The following is a 13,548-nucleotide window of genomic DNA, read 5'->3' as shown; positions in this document are numbered from 1 at the left end:
TATAACCAAAACAAAGGAAAATTTATGATTCCACAAGTAAAACAAGAAATTATCGATTTAGGAGATGGAAGAAGCATCTCAATCGAAACAGGTAAATTAGCCAAACAAGCTGACGGTTCAGTAGTAGTGCGTTTAGGAAACTGTATGTTACTAGCAACTGCAGTATCCGCAAGAACTTCTAACCCAGGTGTTGACTTTTTACCATTAACGGTAGATTACCGTGAAAAATTTGCTGCAGCAGGTCGTTTCCCTGGAGGTTTCTTCAAGAGAGAAGCACGTCCAAGTGACAGCGAAGTATTAACAATGCGTCTAGTTGACCGTGTATTACGTCCACTTTTCCCAGATGATTACCACGCTGAAACTCAGGTAATGATTCAGTTAATGTCTCATGACGACAACGTTATGCCAGACGCTTTAGCTGGATTAGCAGCATCAGCAGCATTAGCTGTATCTGATATTCCATTTTACAATTTAATTTCTGAAGTACGTGTTGCACGTATTGATGGTAAATTGGTTATCAACCCTAGCAGAGCAGAATTAGAAAAATCAGACATCGATATGATGATTGGGGCTTCTATGGATTCTGTTGCGATGGTAGAAGGCGAAATGAAAGAGATTTCAGAAGCCGAAATGATTGAAGCAATTAAATTTGCTCACGAAGCGATCAAAGTTCAAATTCTTGCACAACAACGCTTAAGAGCTGCATTAGGAAATCCTGAATACAGAACTTACGAAGGTGAAGTAGAAGACGAAGCAGTTTACGCAAAAGTAAAAGCGGCCGCTTATGACAAATGCTATGCAATTGCTCAGGAAGCTTCAGGAAAAAGCGAAAGAGGAGAAAAATTTGCTGCTGTAAAAGAAGAAGCAAAAGCTTTGTTTACAGAAGAAGAATATACTGAAAATGCTGACTTAGCTGGATTAGTTGGTAAATATTTCTACAAAACAAATAAAGAAGCGGTTCGTAACGTAATCCTTGAAAAAGGACTTCGTTTAGACGGTAGAAAAACAACAGAAATCAGACCAATCTGGTGCGAAACGGATTACTTACCATCAGTTCACGGTTCTTCTTTATTTACACGTGGGGAAACTCAGGCTTTAGCTACTGTTACTCTAGGAACTTCAAGGGAAGCTAACCAAATTGACTCTCCATCTGAACAAGGAGAAGAAAAATTCTATTTACATTACAATTTCCCTCCATTCTCAACCGGTGAAGCTAAACCTTTAAGAGGAACTTCAAGAAGAGAGGTTGGACACGGAAACTTAGCACAACGTGCTTTAAAAAATATGATCCCTGCAGATTGTCCTTACACTATCCGTGTGGTTTCTGAAGTATTAGAATCGAATGGTTCATCTTCTATGGCTACCGTATGTGCTGGAACAATGGCATTAATGGATGCTGGAGTTCAAATGGTTAAACCAGTTTCTGGAATTGCAATGGGATTAATCACTGACGGTGAAAAATTCGCTGTATTATCAGATATCTTAGGAGATGAAGATCACTTAGGAGATATGGACTTTAAAGTAACCGGAACTGCAGACGGTATTACGGCTTGCCAAATGGACATCAAAATCGAAGGATTGCGTTATGACATTATGGAACAAGCTTTAGCTCAAGCTCGTGATGGACGTTTACACATTTTAGGAAAATTAACTGAAACTATCGCTACTCCAAGAGAAGATGTTAAGGCTCATGCTCCTAAAATCATCACTAGAACTATCCCTGGAAGTTACATTGGAGCTTTAATTGGACCTGGTGGAAAAGTGATTCAAGATTTACAAAAAGCAACAGGTACTACTATCGTTATTAACGAAGTAGACGAACAAGGTGTAGTTGAAATTTTAGGAACTGATCCTGCTGGAATTAAAGCGGTATTAGCTAAAATTGACGCTATCACTTTCAAACCGCAAATGGGTGAAGCTTACGAAGTAAAAGTAGTTAAAATGCTAGATTTTGGTGCGGTTGTAGAATATACTGCTGCTCCAGGAAACGAAGTTTTATTACACGTATCTGAGTTGGCTTGGGAACGTACCGAAAACGTTGCTGATGTAGTTAAAATGGGCGATGTATTCCAAGTAAAATACTTAGGAATCGACCCTAAAACTAAAAAAGAGAAAGTGTCTAAAAAAGCACTTGTACCTCGTCCTCCACGTGAGGCTAAACAAGAGTAATCAGATCTTAGTTTACTAAAGGTTTATTATAGGAAACCCGTTCGCCCTGACGAACGGGTTTTTTTTGATTAAAAAGTGACAATTATTTTTTTAGCTATAATTCTCATAAAAAACATATCTTTATTGTTTTTAATCTTAAAAAATACTGACTATGCCTTTAAAAGTTGTTCAAATCTCACAAATTAACCAAGTGCCTTTTATTATTTCAAATGCAAATGAGGCCAGTTATCCATTATCACCTTTAGTATCTGCCAATTTATTCACTCCGGCAAATGGCGACCAAATTTTAAAAATCAGAGTTACTCTTTACATTGATGCTGCCGATAAAGAATTACCTTGGGTAGAACCTAATCCAGAAGAAATTGACAATTCATTGCAATTGTATTTTGACTACAACTATCAAGAAGAAAAACCAGTAAGTTTAAATGTTTGGTATATGGAGTTGGATTACTCCTCTGATAACTTAACAGAAATAACCAGTATTACATCGTATTTAAAAGATATTGATCCAGAAACTTCTAAGGGAACCACAACAAAAATATAATTGAATTAATGTTCAAAAAAAAACATTTTTTTATTTCTTTTCTATTGCTTTTTTCACTTGTTTCTTTTACACAGGAAAAACCATATTCCAATACAACCGTAAAATATTTTTTAGAAAAAAAAGCAATAAAATTTAAATCTAAAACCAACTTCAGAAAAGCCCAATTCTTTTTCATGCAAAAGAATTGGGATTCTACTTTGGTATATTCAATGAAACAAATAAACACAGATAATAATAAAGAATTAGCTGATTATTGCCATTATTTTAGAAGTAACGCTTTCTATAATAAAAGCCTCTATAAAGAAAGTAAAAAAGAATCGCTATTAATGTCCGATGCCAAAGAAATCTATCCTTTAAAAAACATAATGTTAGGAAAGGCTTCTTTAGAATTAAGAGAATTTGAACAAGCACTTATATACTATAAAAAAGTAGAAAAATTACCAAAAATAGTAAATGTTTTATACAGTAATATTGACATTTATGAAGGGTTAGGCTTAACATATCTATTTCTTAATCAAATGAAAAAAGCTCAAGAATATCTTCATAAAAATTTAGCGTTAAGAAAAAAAGAAAAAAATATTGAAGGAATCTATTCTGCTTACACGATGGTTGCTAATTTATATTTCATGCAAGACAAAAATCAACTAGCTTATAATTATTTCAAAAAAGCATATTTCGTAACTCAAAATATTAATGACTTTGAAAAAAAAGCAATTGCTGTAAAAAACATGTCTGTTGTCGAAGAAAACAGAGGCAACTACAAACAAGCTTTAGTCTACAGAAAAGAAGCTGAGAAATGGAATGATTCCCTCAACAATCAAAACAAAATATGGGCTGTTGCTGATTTTGAGAAAAAATTTGCTGTTGCTCAAAAGCAAAAACAAATTAAAGTTCTTAAAGTAGAAAACGAACTGAAAGCCACCCAAAGAAACGTATTATTGTATTCCTCAATAATTTTATTAATTCTCATATTAATTGGAACTTATCTGTATGCGCAAAAAATAAAAAACGAAAAAATTATCCTTTTACAAAAAAACAAACTCAACGAACTTAATACCACTAAAGACCAATTATTTTCTATTGTCAGTCATGATTTACGCTCTTCTGTCAATGCTTTAAAAACGAGTAATTCCAAACTAATAGAATCCTTGGAAAACAAAAACTACAACGAATTAGACCAACTCCTACAAAACAACAGTAGCATAGCTAATGGAGCTTATAGCTTACTCGACAACTTATTACACTGGGCGTTGTTGCAAACCAAACAATTGTATTTTCATAAAGAATCGGTACATTTGTTTTCTATCGTACAACAAATTGAATACAACTACAAAGCCTTGCTATCGGACAAAGCCATAGTGTTTGAAAACAAGGTTTCTAAAAACAATTTCATCAACGTAGATTTGGATTCGATCAAAATTATTCTTAGAAATTTACTCGATAATGCTATTAAATTTTCGAATGAAAAAGGTTTAATCAAAATATACACCGAAGATACTGAAACAAACTTTTGTCGTTGTATAATTGAAGACAACGGTATCGGAATGAGCGCCAACACCATTAGCGAATTACTGAGCGATAGTGAACTATTGGCTAAGAAAAAAAACTCCGAAATAATAGGAACTGGTTTAGGTATGCAATTGTGCAAACAAATGGTTAAGAAAAATGGAGGTTCACTAACTATAGAAAGCGAATTGAATAAAGGAACAAAAATGATACTTTTGTTACCTAAAATAAAAGTCTAATGGATCAAATAAATGTTCTCATCATAGAAGACACCCCAGCTCAAAGCAATGCTTTATCTAAGGTATTAGTAGCTAACAATTATAATGTGGTAGGTATTGCTCCTACTTACACTGAAGCTTTAGATTTATTTTATAAAAACACTATTGATATCATTATTATTGATGTGTTTCTGGATGGCAAACCAGAAGGGATAACCTTTGCAGAAACCATTAATATCATTCCAAATGCGGCTAAACCTTTTGTTTTTTTAACCAGTTCACAGGACCGCCAAATTTTTGAAAGAGCTAAATTAACCAAGCCATTTAGTTTCTTAATGAAGCCTTTCAATGAACTTGAAATCCTATATGCAATAGAAATGGCTGTTGAAAAATTCTATGCCCAACCTAATATTTTTTTGAGTGAAGAACAAGACACCGTAATTAGCCAAGAATATCTCTTTATAAAAAAGAAAAAATCATTAAAAAAAGTGGCACTATCCGATATTTTATATATTGAAGTCGAAAATCGTTATTGCAATATTATTACCGAAAAAGAAAAATTTGTAATTCAGATTTCTCTAACTAAAATATTAGAACTACTAGACAAAAACAAATTCATCCAAACCCACCGAAATTTCATTATCAATATCGATAAAATAGAAGAAATTATACTAGCCGATAATCTTATTATAGTAAAAGGAAATCATAAAATAAATTTGAGTGACACCTACAAAGATTTCTTGAAAAAGATGAATATCATATCTTAAAAAAAAAACATCTACTCATAAAAGTCTATTCATGACATAAAAATACCCACTCATAACAATTTTTAAAATTCAGGTATTCAATTCAATTAGTTTTATCAAAAATAAAACGTCAAGATGAAAAAAATACTCCAATTACTGAATAGAAAATTAAAAATTAATCCTTGGGTAGGAATCTTTTTTTCCTTAACCATAATCATCCCTTGCTTGTTCTTAATGCTAAATGACATGGGAGATTATGATAAAATAAAATTCATTTATATTTTAGGCCTATTGATACTAATTAAATTCGCCAAAAATCTAATTGACAAAATAATCAACACGGATGACGAAGATAACCCATACAACTAATTTTAAAAAAAAACGATAGCTCCCGATAATAAACGTTTGAAAACAAAGAATTAAAACTGTACTATTATGGCTATAGGATTTCCATTTAATTATTTTAGCACCAATATTTCATTTTTTTTTAAAATTTTAATGTAGTTTTTGTAACATATTCACAACTCCTTACGTATAAGTATTTGTACACATTAAAATTTGAGGAGACAATAACATGAGACAACTTAAAATTACCAAGCAGGTTACTAATCGTGAAACCGCATCATTAGACAAATATTTACAAGAAATAGGTAAAGTTGATCTTATTACTGCTGACGAAGAAGTAGAATTAGCGCAACGAATCAAAGCTGGAGATCAAAGAGCTCTTGAAAAATTAACTAAAGCGAATTTACGTTTCGTGGTTTCAGTAGCCAAACAATACCAAAACCAAGGTTTAACACTTCCAGATTTGATTAATGAAGGAAATTTAGGTTTGATTAAAGCGGCTCAACGTTTTGACGAAACTCGTGGTTTTAAATTCATTTCTTATGCTGTATGGTGGATTCGTCAATCTATCTTACAAGCATTAGCAGAACAATCTCGTATCGTACGTTTACCTTTAAATAAAATTGGCTCTATCAATAAAATCAACAAGATGTATGCATTATTAGAACAATCTAATGAGCGTCCACCTTCGGCTGAAGAAATTGCAAAAGAACTTGATATGACCGTAAACGACGTAAAAGAGTCTATGAAAAACTCTGGACGTCACTTATCAATGGATGCACCACTTGTTGAAGGAGAAGATTCGAACCTTTATGATGTATTGCGCTCTGGTGAATCTCCAAATCCTGATAGAGAATTAATCCACGAATCTTTACGTACTGAAATCGAGCGTTCATTAGAAACTTTAACTCCTCGTGAGGCTGATGTAGTTCGTTTGTATTTTGGACTTGGTGATCAACACCCAATGACTTTAGAAGAAATTGGCGAAACTTTTGACCTAACACGCGAACGTGTACGCCAAATTAAAGAAAAAGCTATCCGCAGATTAAAACACACTTCTAGAAGTAAAATCTTAAAAACATACTTAGGTTAATCCTTTTAAACACCAAAAACTCCGGCAAAAACCGGAGTTTTTTTTGTACAATCTAACAAAGCCAATCAAATGGTTCTGTAAAAAGAAATTTGATTTTGTACCTTTGCAAAAAAACAAACACAACACAACTAAAATGAAAAACACACTTATTGCTCCATCAGTTTTAGCTGCTGATTTTGCAAATTTAGAACGAGACATTAAAATGATTAATAGCAGTGAAGCAGATTGGTTTCACATTGACATCATGGACGGTGTTTTTGTTCCTAATATTTCTTTTGGAATGCCTGTTTTAGAAGCCATAAAAAGACACGCTACTAAAACAATTGATGTACATTTAATGATTGTTGATCCAGACCGATACATTTCTACTTTTAAAAAATTAGGTGCTGATTATTTAACGGTTCACTTGGAAGCTTGCACTCACCTTCACAGAACTTTACAAGCAATTAAAGCAGAAGGCATGAAAGCAGGAGTTGCTTTAAATCCTCATACCAGTGTCGATTTATTAGAAGATGTAATTAATGATATTGATATGGTTTTAATCATGAGTGTCAACCCAGGTTTTGGAGGACAATCTTTCATTGAGAACACCTATGACAAGGTTAGAAAACTAAAAGCATTAATTACTAAAAAAGGAGCAAATACTATAATCGAAATTGATGGCGGAGTAACTAACAAAAACGCAACACAACTGGCTGAAGCTGGAGCTGATGTACTAGTAGCAGGAAGCTACGTTTTTGGCGCCACAGACCCTATTGCAACTGTAGCTGATTTAAAAAAAATCACTACTCTATAAACACTTCAAAGTCCCTTAATAGGGACTTTTTTTTATATAAACTCTAAGCTGCTTCTTGATAATTAATCATCCTTACAATGATTTTAAACAGTTCTGGATGGTTTTTCTTGAAATCTTCTGGAGTTTCAAAAAAATGCTCTAGAATCACTGCTAAAAACTCAAACTGATTCGTATAAGCATATAGCCTAAAATAACTTTTAACGCGTAATTGAGCATTTAATTCCTCAATATTATAATACTCCATAAGTTTATTAAACTCATCAAAAAATATTGCCGCACTCGAATCATTACTTTTTAGACCATTAAAATGTAGAACATGAGCAAACTCATGAAGTCCTAAATTTATATTATCATTTGAAGTTGTATGTCCTAAAACAAAATCCTCCCAAGAAAACACAACTACTTTCATTCCTAGGTTAAATTCGCCCTTATGATAGGCATCATTTGAAGTAGAATAATAATGTGTGGGATAAACAATGATTCTAGAGAACAAATCAATTAAATACTTTTTAAAACCAAAAGTCAACATTACATAGGTGCCCGCAATTAGAATTTTCATAGAATCTGTAATTTCAACTTCTTTTCCTATAAATTCATATCTGCGTAAAAAAGCTTTCACTCGATGCTCAAAATAACGCTTCTTTTTTTGGCTAAGACGATTGTAAAATGAAAAATTTTCTTTTAAAATATCCTGTTGTGAAGGCTTGAGTCTTCTTGTAAAAATATAGAAATGCAGAAATAAAGGCTTATTAAACACCAAAACATAGATTGGCTCTATTATTCGAATTAAAACCAATTGAAAAGCCATTACCCCAAAAACAAACAGAACCAAAAATTGAAATAACGTAAGACCCATCGATTAGTTTTTAGATTCAATCGAATTTAAACAAAAAGCTTCAAAAACAATCAAACTAACTTGACTATTTTTGAAGCTTAAATATTGTGACCGCGGAGGGGTTCCCTGCCCGACCGGCAGGCGGGGAACCACCAACCCTCAGAGCCGAAATCTGATATTCCCTGACTGTCGCCAGACAGGTATCCAGTTGCCTGTCGTTATGAAGAAACCATACAGTCTTTATTTCTCTAATTTCTCTTTTAAAAATTCTCTACCAATTCCCGACTTAAAATATTTTTCGCGAAGAACAGCTTCTTCTCTTGTATTAAACACTTCAAAATAAACCAAATTCCAGGGCTTATATGCCTTAGTAGATTTTGTTTTACCTGAATTATGTTCTTTTATTCTTTTATCAATATCAGATGTATGACCTTTATACAGCCTACCATCCTTTTGACTCTCCAGAACATAGACATAATATTTCATAGCTCATTGAAAATTGATTTTTACAAAAAAAATTGACTATTTCTAATTAAAACAATAAGCTTCAAAAACTATCAAACTAACTTGACTATTTTTGAAGCTTAAATATTATGACCGCGGAGGGGTTCCCTGCCCGACCGGCAGGCGGGGAACCCTAACCCTCAGAGCCGAAATCTAATATTCCCCGACTGTCGCCAGACAGGTATCTAGTTGCCTAGCGTTAGAAAGAAACCATACAGTCTTAATTCCCTAATTTCTCTTTTAAAAATTCTCTACCAATTCCCGACTTAAAATATTTTTCGCGAAGAACAGCTTCTTCTCTTGTATCAAACACTTCAAAATAAACTAAATTCCAGGGCCTATATGCTTTAGTAGATTTTGTTTTACCTGAATTATGTTCTTTTATTCTTTTATCAATATCAGATGTATGACCTTTATACAGCCTACCATCCTTTTCACTCTCCAGAACATAGACATAATATTTCATAGCTCATTGAAATTTGATATTTACAAAAAAAATTGACTATTTCTAATTAAAACAAAAAGCTTCAAAAACAATCAAACTAACTTGACTATTTTTGAAACTTTAAAATTGTGACCGCGGAGGGGTTCGAACCCCCAACCCTCAGAGCCGAAATCTGATATTCTATCCAGTTGAACTACGCAGTCAAAATATAAATTTATAAATTCCAATATTTTAAAATGCCTAATTGGAATTTGGAACTTTTATTTTGGATTTTAAACCAATAATTTTTTAACAATGGAAGAAACTGTTTTTCCTTCAGCAGCTCCTCCTAATTGTGATGTAGCTAAGCCCATTACTTTACCCATAGAAGCAATCCCTGAAGCTCCAGTTTCAGCGATAATTTTTGCGATTACTGCTTCTATTTCTGCCTCACTTAATTGCGCAGGCAAAAACTTTTCGATTACAGCAACCTGAGCCAATTCTGGTTCGGCTAAATCAGGACGATTTTGCTCTGTATAAATTCTAGCACTTTCTTTACGAGTTTTAACCAAACGTTGTAATAATTTGATTTCTTCCTCTTCTGAAATTTCTTCTTTAGAACCTGAGGCGGTTTGCGCTAAAAGTAATTCCGATTTTATTGCTCGTAAAGCTTCTAAAGCAACAGTATCTTTTGCTTTCATGGCTGTTTTCATTTCATCCATGATTTTTGATGATAAACTCATTTGTATGTTTTTAAGTAAGCAAACTTGCTTAGTTAGACTTTTAATTGATAGTGGTGAATTAAACTAAAAAAATGCTCATTACAAGCATTGGTTTTTGTTATTATCACTGCGCGAAGTTAAAAAAAATAACCCGAAAATTAAATGCAATCTTCGGGTTATTGTTTTTGAAATTAATTTAACTAATCTACATTATCATGCAAATAAGAATTGTTAGAACGCAATTGTAAGTCATTATTACTATCTGTTCCAACAGAAATTCTTGAGTTGGCATTATTTGTTTGATTATTAGAAATATCGATACCTAATCTTTTATAAGCTGGCTCTTTTTCGTATTCATCAATTTTTGATACGTTGTTATGAAACTTATAATTAAATTCTTTTAATTTTTTTCGTCTCTCATCAGCTCTTAAACGCAAAGTTTCTTCGATTGTCATTTCAATAGGAGAAATATCTTCATTTCTTGTGAAATCTTCTGGAGCCGACTCAATTTTCTTCATTGTAATATTCAATTCCTCTGGAATTACTTCTTCTACAACTTTTGCTACAGGTTTAGAAGACAACAATTCGTTTTCAGCGTCCATGTATTCTTCTAGAGAATATTTGATAACCCCATTATCAGACAACTCAGTTACAGGAACAAATTGAACCGCTTGATTTACTTTTATCTCCTTAGTTTCATTTGTCAATTCAAATATAACTTTCTCTTCTTTAGCAGCAACTGGCTCAGACTTTACTGGTTCTGATTTAACCGGTTCTGATTTGTAAAGTGGCAATTCAAATGAAAAAGAGGTTTGTTCTTGTTTTTCAACAACTTTTGGTTGTTCAACAACAGCTTTAACTTCTTCTACTTTTGGTGCAGAAAAAGTAAACTCCTCTTCTTTTATTGGTGAAACGATTTCAAAAGTAACATCTATATTTTTAATAAATTCAGACATTGCCATTAATTCCTCATTCCCTGGAACAGGTACTGGCTGCTCAACAACTTGTGGTGCCTCAGCTATTACATCTTCCTCTTCATCGATTAATTCAAAAACCACTCTTTCTTCTGGAGCGCTTACTGGCTTATCAATGTTTAAGTCAAAACTCGCTACTGGAGTATTACTTAGATTATGAACAATTTTTTGTTCATCTTCTAAGGTATGAATGATTTTTTTAGGTTCTGTATTTACAATTCCGCTTTGTTGTTCAATATCAAATCCTGTTGCAATAATAGTCACAGCAACGGCATCTCCTAATGATTCATCTTCACCAACCCCCATGATGATATTAGCATTATAACCAGCTTCACTTTGAATATGGTCATTAATTTCACCAATCTCATCTAAAGTAATTTCATTAGAACCAGAAACGATGAGCAACAATACGTTTTTGGCACCTGTAATTTTATTATCATTCAATAAAGGAGAGTCTAATGCAGCGATAATAGCTTCTTTCGCTCTGTTTTCTCCTGATGCAACAGAAGATCCCATAATTGCTGTTCCGCTATTTGCTAATACCGTTTTAGCATCACGTAAATCGATATTTTGAGTGTAGTGATGTGTAATAACTTCAGCAATCCCTCTAGAGGCTGTAGCTAATACTTCATCCGCTTTTGAGAATCCGGCTTTGAAACCAAGATTACCGTAAACTTCTCTTAACTTATTATTATTAATTACAATAAGAGAATCTACTTGTTTACGTAATTTTTCAATACCAATAAGTGCTTGTTCTTGACGAACCTTACCTTCGAAAGTAAATGGTAAAGTAACAATACCAACAGTTAAGATTTCTCTTTCTTTAGCCAGCTGAGCAATTACAGGCGCAGCACCAGTTCCAGTACCTCCACCCATTCCGGCAGTAATAAACACCATTTTAGTATTGCGATCTAACATTTTTTCAATATCAGCGATACTTTCAATAGCCGACTGTTGTCCTACATCTGGATTTGCTCCAGCACCTAAACCTTCAGTTAAGTTAACACCTAATTGAATTTTGTTAGGAACAGCACTATTTTGTAATGCTTGTGAATCTGTATTACAAACAATGAAATCTACCCCTTTGATTCCTTGTTTAAACATGTGATTGATCGCGTTGCTTCCGCCCCCACCAACACCGATTACTTTTATAACATTTGATTGATTTTTAGGTAAATCAAATGAAATACTTCCAAATTCTGAGTTGCTCGTCATATTATTTGGTATTTGATATTAATATATTTTGTATTCCTTTATTTTATTTTTTGTTACTCTGCGTTATCTAAAAAATCTTTAATCTTGTCTACATAGCGGTCAAAAAACGATCGCTTAATCTTATCCCCTGTAGATTCTTCTTTTTTTGAATAACTTTGTGTTTGCACTGGTGCTTGAGTTTGTACCTCCTCAACCTCTTGCTGCTGATAACGCTCCACAGGCTCTACAACTGCTTCACGATAAAAAACAGTTCTTTGAGGAACTACTTCTTCTTTTCTAACTGCACTTTGCGTATTATTAGCGATACTGTTCATTACTAATCCAACAGCCGTAGCATACAAAGGACTCGAAAACTCTTCATCTGAATTCCCCGCCAGATGTTCATTAGGATACCCTATTCTAGTGTCCATTCCTGTAATGTATTCTACTAATTGTTTGATATGCTTTAGTTGAGCTCCGCCACCTGTAAGAACAATTCCTGCTATTAGTTTTTTTCTAGGATCTTCGTGTCCGTAAGCCTTAATTTCAGTAAAAACTTGTTCTATAATTTCGACTACACGAGCATGAATAATTTTAGATAAGTTCTTTAACGAAATTTCTTTTGGTTCTCTTCCTCTTAAACCTGGTATAGAAACGATTTCATTGTCTCTATTTTCTCCTGGCCAAGCCGAACCGAATTTTACTTTTAATAATTCAGCTTGTTTTTCTATTATTGAGCAACCTTCTTTAATATCATCTGTAATTACATTTCCCCCAAAAGGAATTACAGCTGTGTGACGAATAATTCCATCTTTAAAAATAGCCAAGTCAGTTGTTCCACCACCAATATCAATCAAAGCAACTCCTGCTTCTTTCTCCTCCTGACTCAAAACCGCATCTGATGACGCTAAAGGCTCTAATGTTAATCCAGACAATTCTATTCCTGAACTCTGAATGCAACGACCTACATTACGTATCGAAGACGCCTGACCTACTACCACATGGAAACTAGATTCTAATCTACCTCCATACATCCCAATAGGCTCTTTTATTTCAGATTGCCCGTCTATTTTAAATTCTTGTGGTAATACGTGAATAATTTCTTCCCCTGGCAACATTGCCAATTTATTTACCTGATCTATCAATAATTGAATATCATCACCACCTATTACTTCTTCTGGATTCGTTCTGCTTATATAATCCGTATGCTGAATACTACGAATATGCTGACCCGCAATTCCTACTACAACATCTTTAATTTTATAACCTGAATTTGTTTCTGCTTCATTAATTGCTTGCTGGATAGATTGAATAGTTTGTGTTATGTTATTCACCACTCCTCTAGCCACACCTAAACTTTTGGATTTTCCAACTCCCAAAATTTCTAACTTACCATACTCATTTTTTTTGCCAATCATGGCAACGATTTTGGTTGTCCCTATATCTAGACCTACTGCAATATTCTCTTTTTCCATTTT

13 protein-coding genes and 1 tRNA gene are annotated in these 13,548 nt (G+C 33.4%); 7 read left to right on the top strand and 7 right to left on the bottom strand.

All coding sequences use genetic code 11. From position 1 onward, the window contains the following. Positions 1 to 24 precede the first annotated feature (24 nt). From ACFPTQ_RS05735 to rpe, 7 genes are all read left to right on the top strand, one after another. Complete coding sequence (locus ACFPTQ_RS05735) at positions 25 to 2,169, top strand: polyribonucleotide nucleotidyltransferase (protein ID WP_379774979.1); 2,145 nt, start codon at positions 25 to 27, stop codon at positions 2,167 to 2,169. 151 nt (positions 2,170 to 2,320) lie between these two features. Further along, positions 2,321 to 2,713: a hypothetical protein gene (locus ACFPTQ_RS05730; protein WP_379774977.1), complete on the top strand. Its 393-nt coding sequence runs from the start codon at positions 2,321 to 2,323 to the stop codon at positions 2,711 to 2,713. Positions 2,714 to 2,886: 173 nt separating this feature from the next. After that, positions 2,887 to 4,458: an ATP-binding protein gene (locus ACFPTQ_RS05725; RefSeq protein WP_379774974.1), complete on the top strand. Its 1,572-nt coding sequence runs from the start codon at positions 2,887 to 2,889 to the stop codon at positions 4,456 to 4,458. Then, positions 4,458 to 5,204: a LytR/AlgR family response regulator transcription factor gene (locus ACFPTQ_RS05720; protein ID WP_379774971.1), complete on the top strand. Its 747-nt coding sequence runs from the start codon at positions 4,458 to 4,460 to the stop codon at positions 5,202 to 5,204. The genes ACFPTQ_RS05725 and ACFPTQ_RS05720 overlap by 1 nt, the downstream gene beginning before the upstream one ends. Positions 5,205 to 5,318: 114 nt before the next feature. Continuing rightward, entirely contained in the window at positions 5,319 to 5,552 is a 234-nt protein-coding gene (locus ACFPTQ_RS05715) for a hypothetical protein (protein WP_379774968.1), read from the top strand. A gap of 205 nt (positions 5,553 to 5,757) precedes the next feature. Continuing rightward, positions 5,758 to 6,621, top strand: a complete 864-nt coding sequence (locus ACFPTQ_RS05710) for a sigma-70 family RNA polymerase sigma factor (protein ID WP_007804760.1) — start codon at positions 5,758 to 5,760, stop codon at positions 6,619 to 6,621. A gap of 133 nt (positions 6,622 to 6,754) precedes the next feature. After that, on the top strand, positions 6,755 to 7,417 hold the full coding sequence (rpe, locus tag ACFPTQ_RS05705) for a ribulose-phosphate 3-epimerase (protein WP_379774965.1): 663 nt from the start codon (positions 6,755 to 6,757) through the stop codon (positions 7,415 to 7,417). Between the two features lie 43 nt (positions 7,418 to 7,460). Here the strand turns inward: rpe and ACFPTQ_RS05700 are convergent, their stop codons facing one another. The 7 genes from ACFPTQ_RS05700 to ftsA all read right to left on the bottom strand — a co-directional run bounded on the left by ACFPTQ_RS05700 (position 7,461) and on the right by ftsA (position 13,545). Then, positions 7,461 to 8,273, bottom strand: a complete 813-nt coding sequence (locus ACFPTQ_RS05700) for a zinc-dependent peptidase (RefSeq protein WP_379774962.1) — start codon at positions 8,271 to 8,273, stop codon at positions 7,461 to 7,463. Between the two features lie 219 nt (positions 8,274 to 8,492). Then, complete coding sequence (locus ACFPTQ_RS05695; RefSeq protein ID WP_379774959.1) at positions 8,493 to 8,738, bottom strand: GIY-YIG nuclease family protein; 246 nt, start codon at positions 8,736 to 8,738, stop codon at positions 8,493 to 8,495. Between the two features lie 238 nt (positions 8,739 to 8,976). Beyond that, complete coding sequence (locus ACFPTQ_RS05690) at positions 8,977 to 9,222, bottom strand: GIY-YIG nuclease family protein (protein ID WP_379774956.1); 246 nt, start codon at positions 9,220 to 9,222, stop codon at positions 8,977 to 8,979. A gap of 108 nt (positions 9,223 to 9,330) precedes the next feature. Next, a tRNA-Arg gene (locus ACFPTQ_RS05685) sits at positions 9,331 to 9,404 on the bottom strand. Between the two features lie 69 nt (positions 9,405 to 9,473). Continuing rightward, positions 9,474 to 9,923 (bottom strand): GatB/YqeY domain-containing protein, encoded by a 450-nt coding sequence (locus ACFPTQ_RS05680; protein WP_379774954.1) that lies wholly within the window; start codon positions 9,921 to 9,923, stop codon positions 9,474 to 9,476. A gap of 179 nt (positions 9,924 to 10,102) precedes the next feature. Then, a complete protein-coding gene (gene ftsZ, locus ACFPTQ_RS05675; RefSeq protein WP_379774952.1) occupies positions 10,103 to 12,091 on the bottom strand; it encodes a cell division protein FtsZ in 1,989 nt (662 codons plus the stop codon). Between the two features lie 53 nt (positions 12,092 to 12,144). Further along, positions 12,145 to 13,545: a cell division protein FtsA gene (ftsA, locus tag ACFPTQ_RS05670; RefSeq protein ID WP_379774950.1), complete on the bottom strand. Its 1,401-nt coding sequence runs from the start codon at positions 13,543 to 13,545 to the stop codon at positions 12,145 to 12,147. Positions 13,546 to 13,548: the final 3 nt, after the last annotated feature.

Source organism: Flavobacterium sp. GCM10022190, assembly GCF_042656445.1.
In the GTDB taxonomy this organism is placed as follows: domain Bacteria; phylum Bacteroidota; class Bacteroidia; order Flavobacteriales; family Flavobacteriaceae; genus Flavobacterium; species Flavobacterium nitratireducens.
Note: the sequence above shows the minus strand (reverse complement) of the source record. Positions and strands in the feature narration are given on the sequence as shown.

What these genes read in the sequence shown, in the direction of transcription:
- ACFPTQ_RS05730 (WP_379774977.1), top strand. Translation starts at nt 2,321, where the DNA reads ATGCCTTTAAAAGTTGTTCAAATCTCACAAATTAACCAAGTGCCTTTT.
- ACFPTQ_RS05720 (WP_379774971.1), top strand. Translation starts at nt 4,458, where the DNA reads ATGGATCAAATAAATGTTCTCATCATAGAAGACACCCCAGCTCAAAGC.
- ACFPTQ_RS05710 (WP_007804760.1), top strand. Translation starts at nt 5,758, where the DNA reads ATGAGACAACTTAAAATTACCAAGCAGGTTACTAATCGTGAAACCGCA.
- ACFPTQ_RS05715 (WP_379774968.1), top strand. Translation starts at nt 5,319, where the DNA reads ATGAAAAAAATACTCCAATTACTGAATAGAAAATTAAAAATTAATCCT.
- ACFPTQ_RS05735 (WP_379774979.1), top strand. Translation starts at nt 25, where the DNA reads ATGATTCCACAAGTAAAACAAGAAATTATCGATTTAGGAGATGGAAGA.
- ACFPTQ_RS05690 (WP_379774956.1), bottom strand. Translation starts at nt 9,222, where the DNA reads ATGAAATATTATGTCTATGTTCTGGAGAGTGAAAAGGATGGTAGGCTG.
- rpe (WP_379774965.1), top strand. Translation starts at nt 6,755, where the DNA reads ATGAAAAACACACTTATTGCTCCATCAGTTTTAGCTGCTGATTTTGCA.
- ACFPTQ_RS05680 (WP_379774954.1), bottom strand. Translation starts at nt 9,923, where the DNA reads ATGAGTTTATCATCAAAAATCATGGATGAAATGAAAACAGCCATGAAA.
- ACFPTQ_RS05725 (WP_379774974.1), top strand. Translation starts at nt 2,887, where the DNA reads ATGCAAAAGAATTGGGATTCTACTTTGGTATATTCAATGAAACAAATA.
- ACFPTQ_RS05695 (WP_379774959.1), bottom strand. Translation starts at nt 8,738, where the DNA reads ATGAAATATTATGTCTATGTTCTGGAGAGTCAAAAGGATGGTAGGCTG.
- ftsZ (WP_379774952.1), bottom strand. Translation starts at nt 12,091, where the DNA reads ATGACGAGCAACTCAGAATTTGGAAGTATTTCATTTGATTTACCTAAA.
- ftsA (WP_379774950.1), bottom strand. Translation starts at nt 13,545, where the DNA reads ATGGAAAAAGAGAATATTGCAGTAGGTCTAGATATAGGGACAACCAAA.
- ACFPTQ_RS05700 (WP_379774962.1), bottom strand. Translation starts at nt 8,273, where the DNA reads ATGGGTCTTACGTTATTTCAATTTTTGGTTCTGTTTGTTTTTGGGGTA.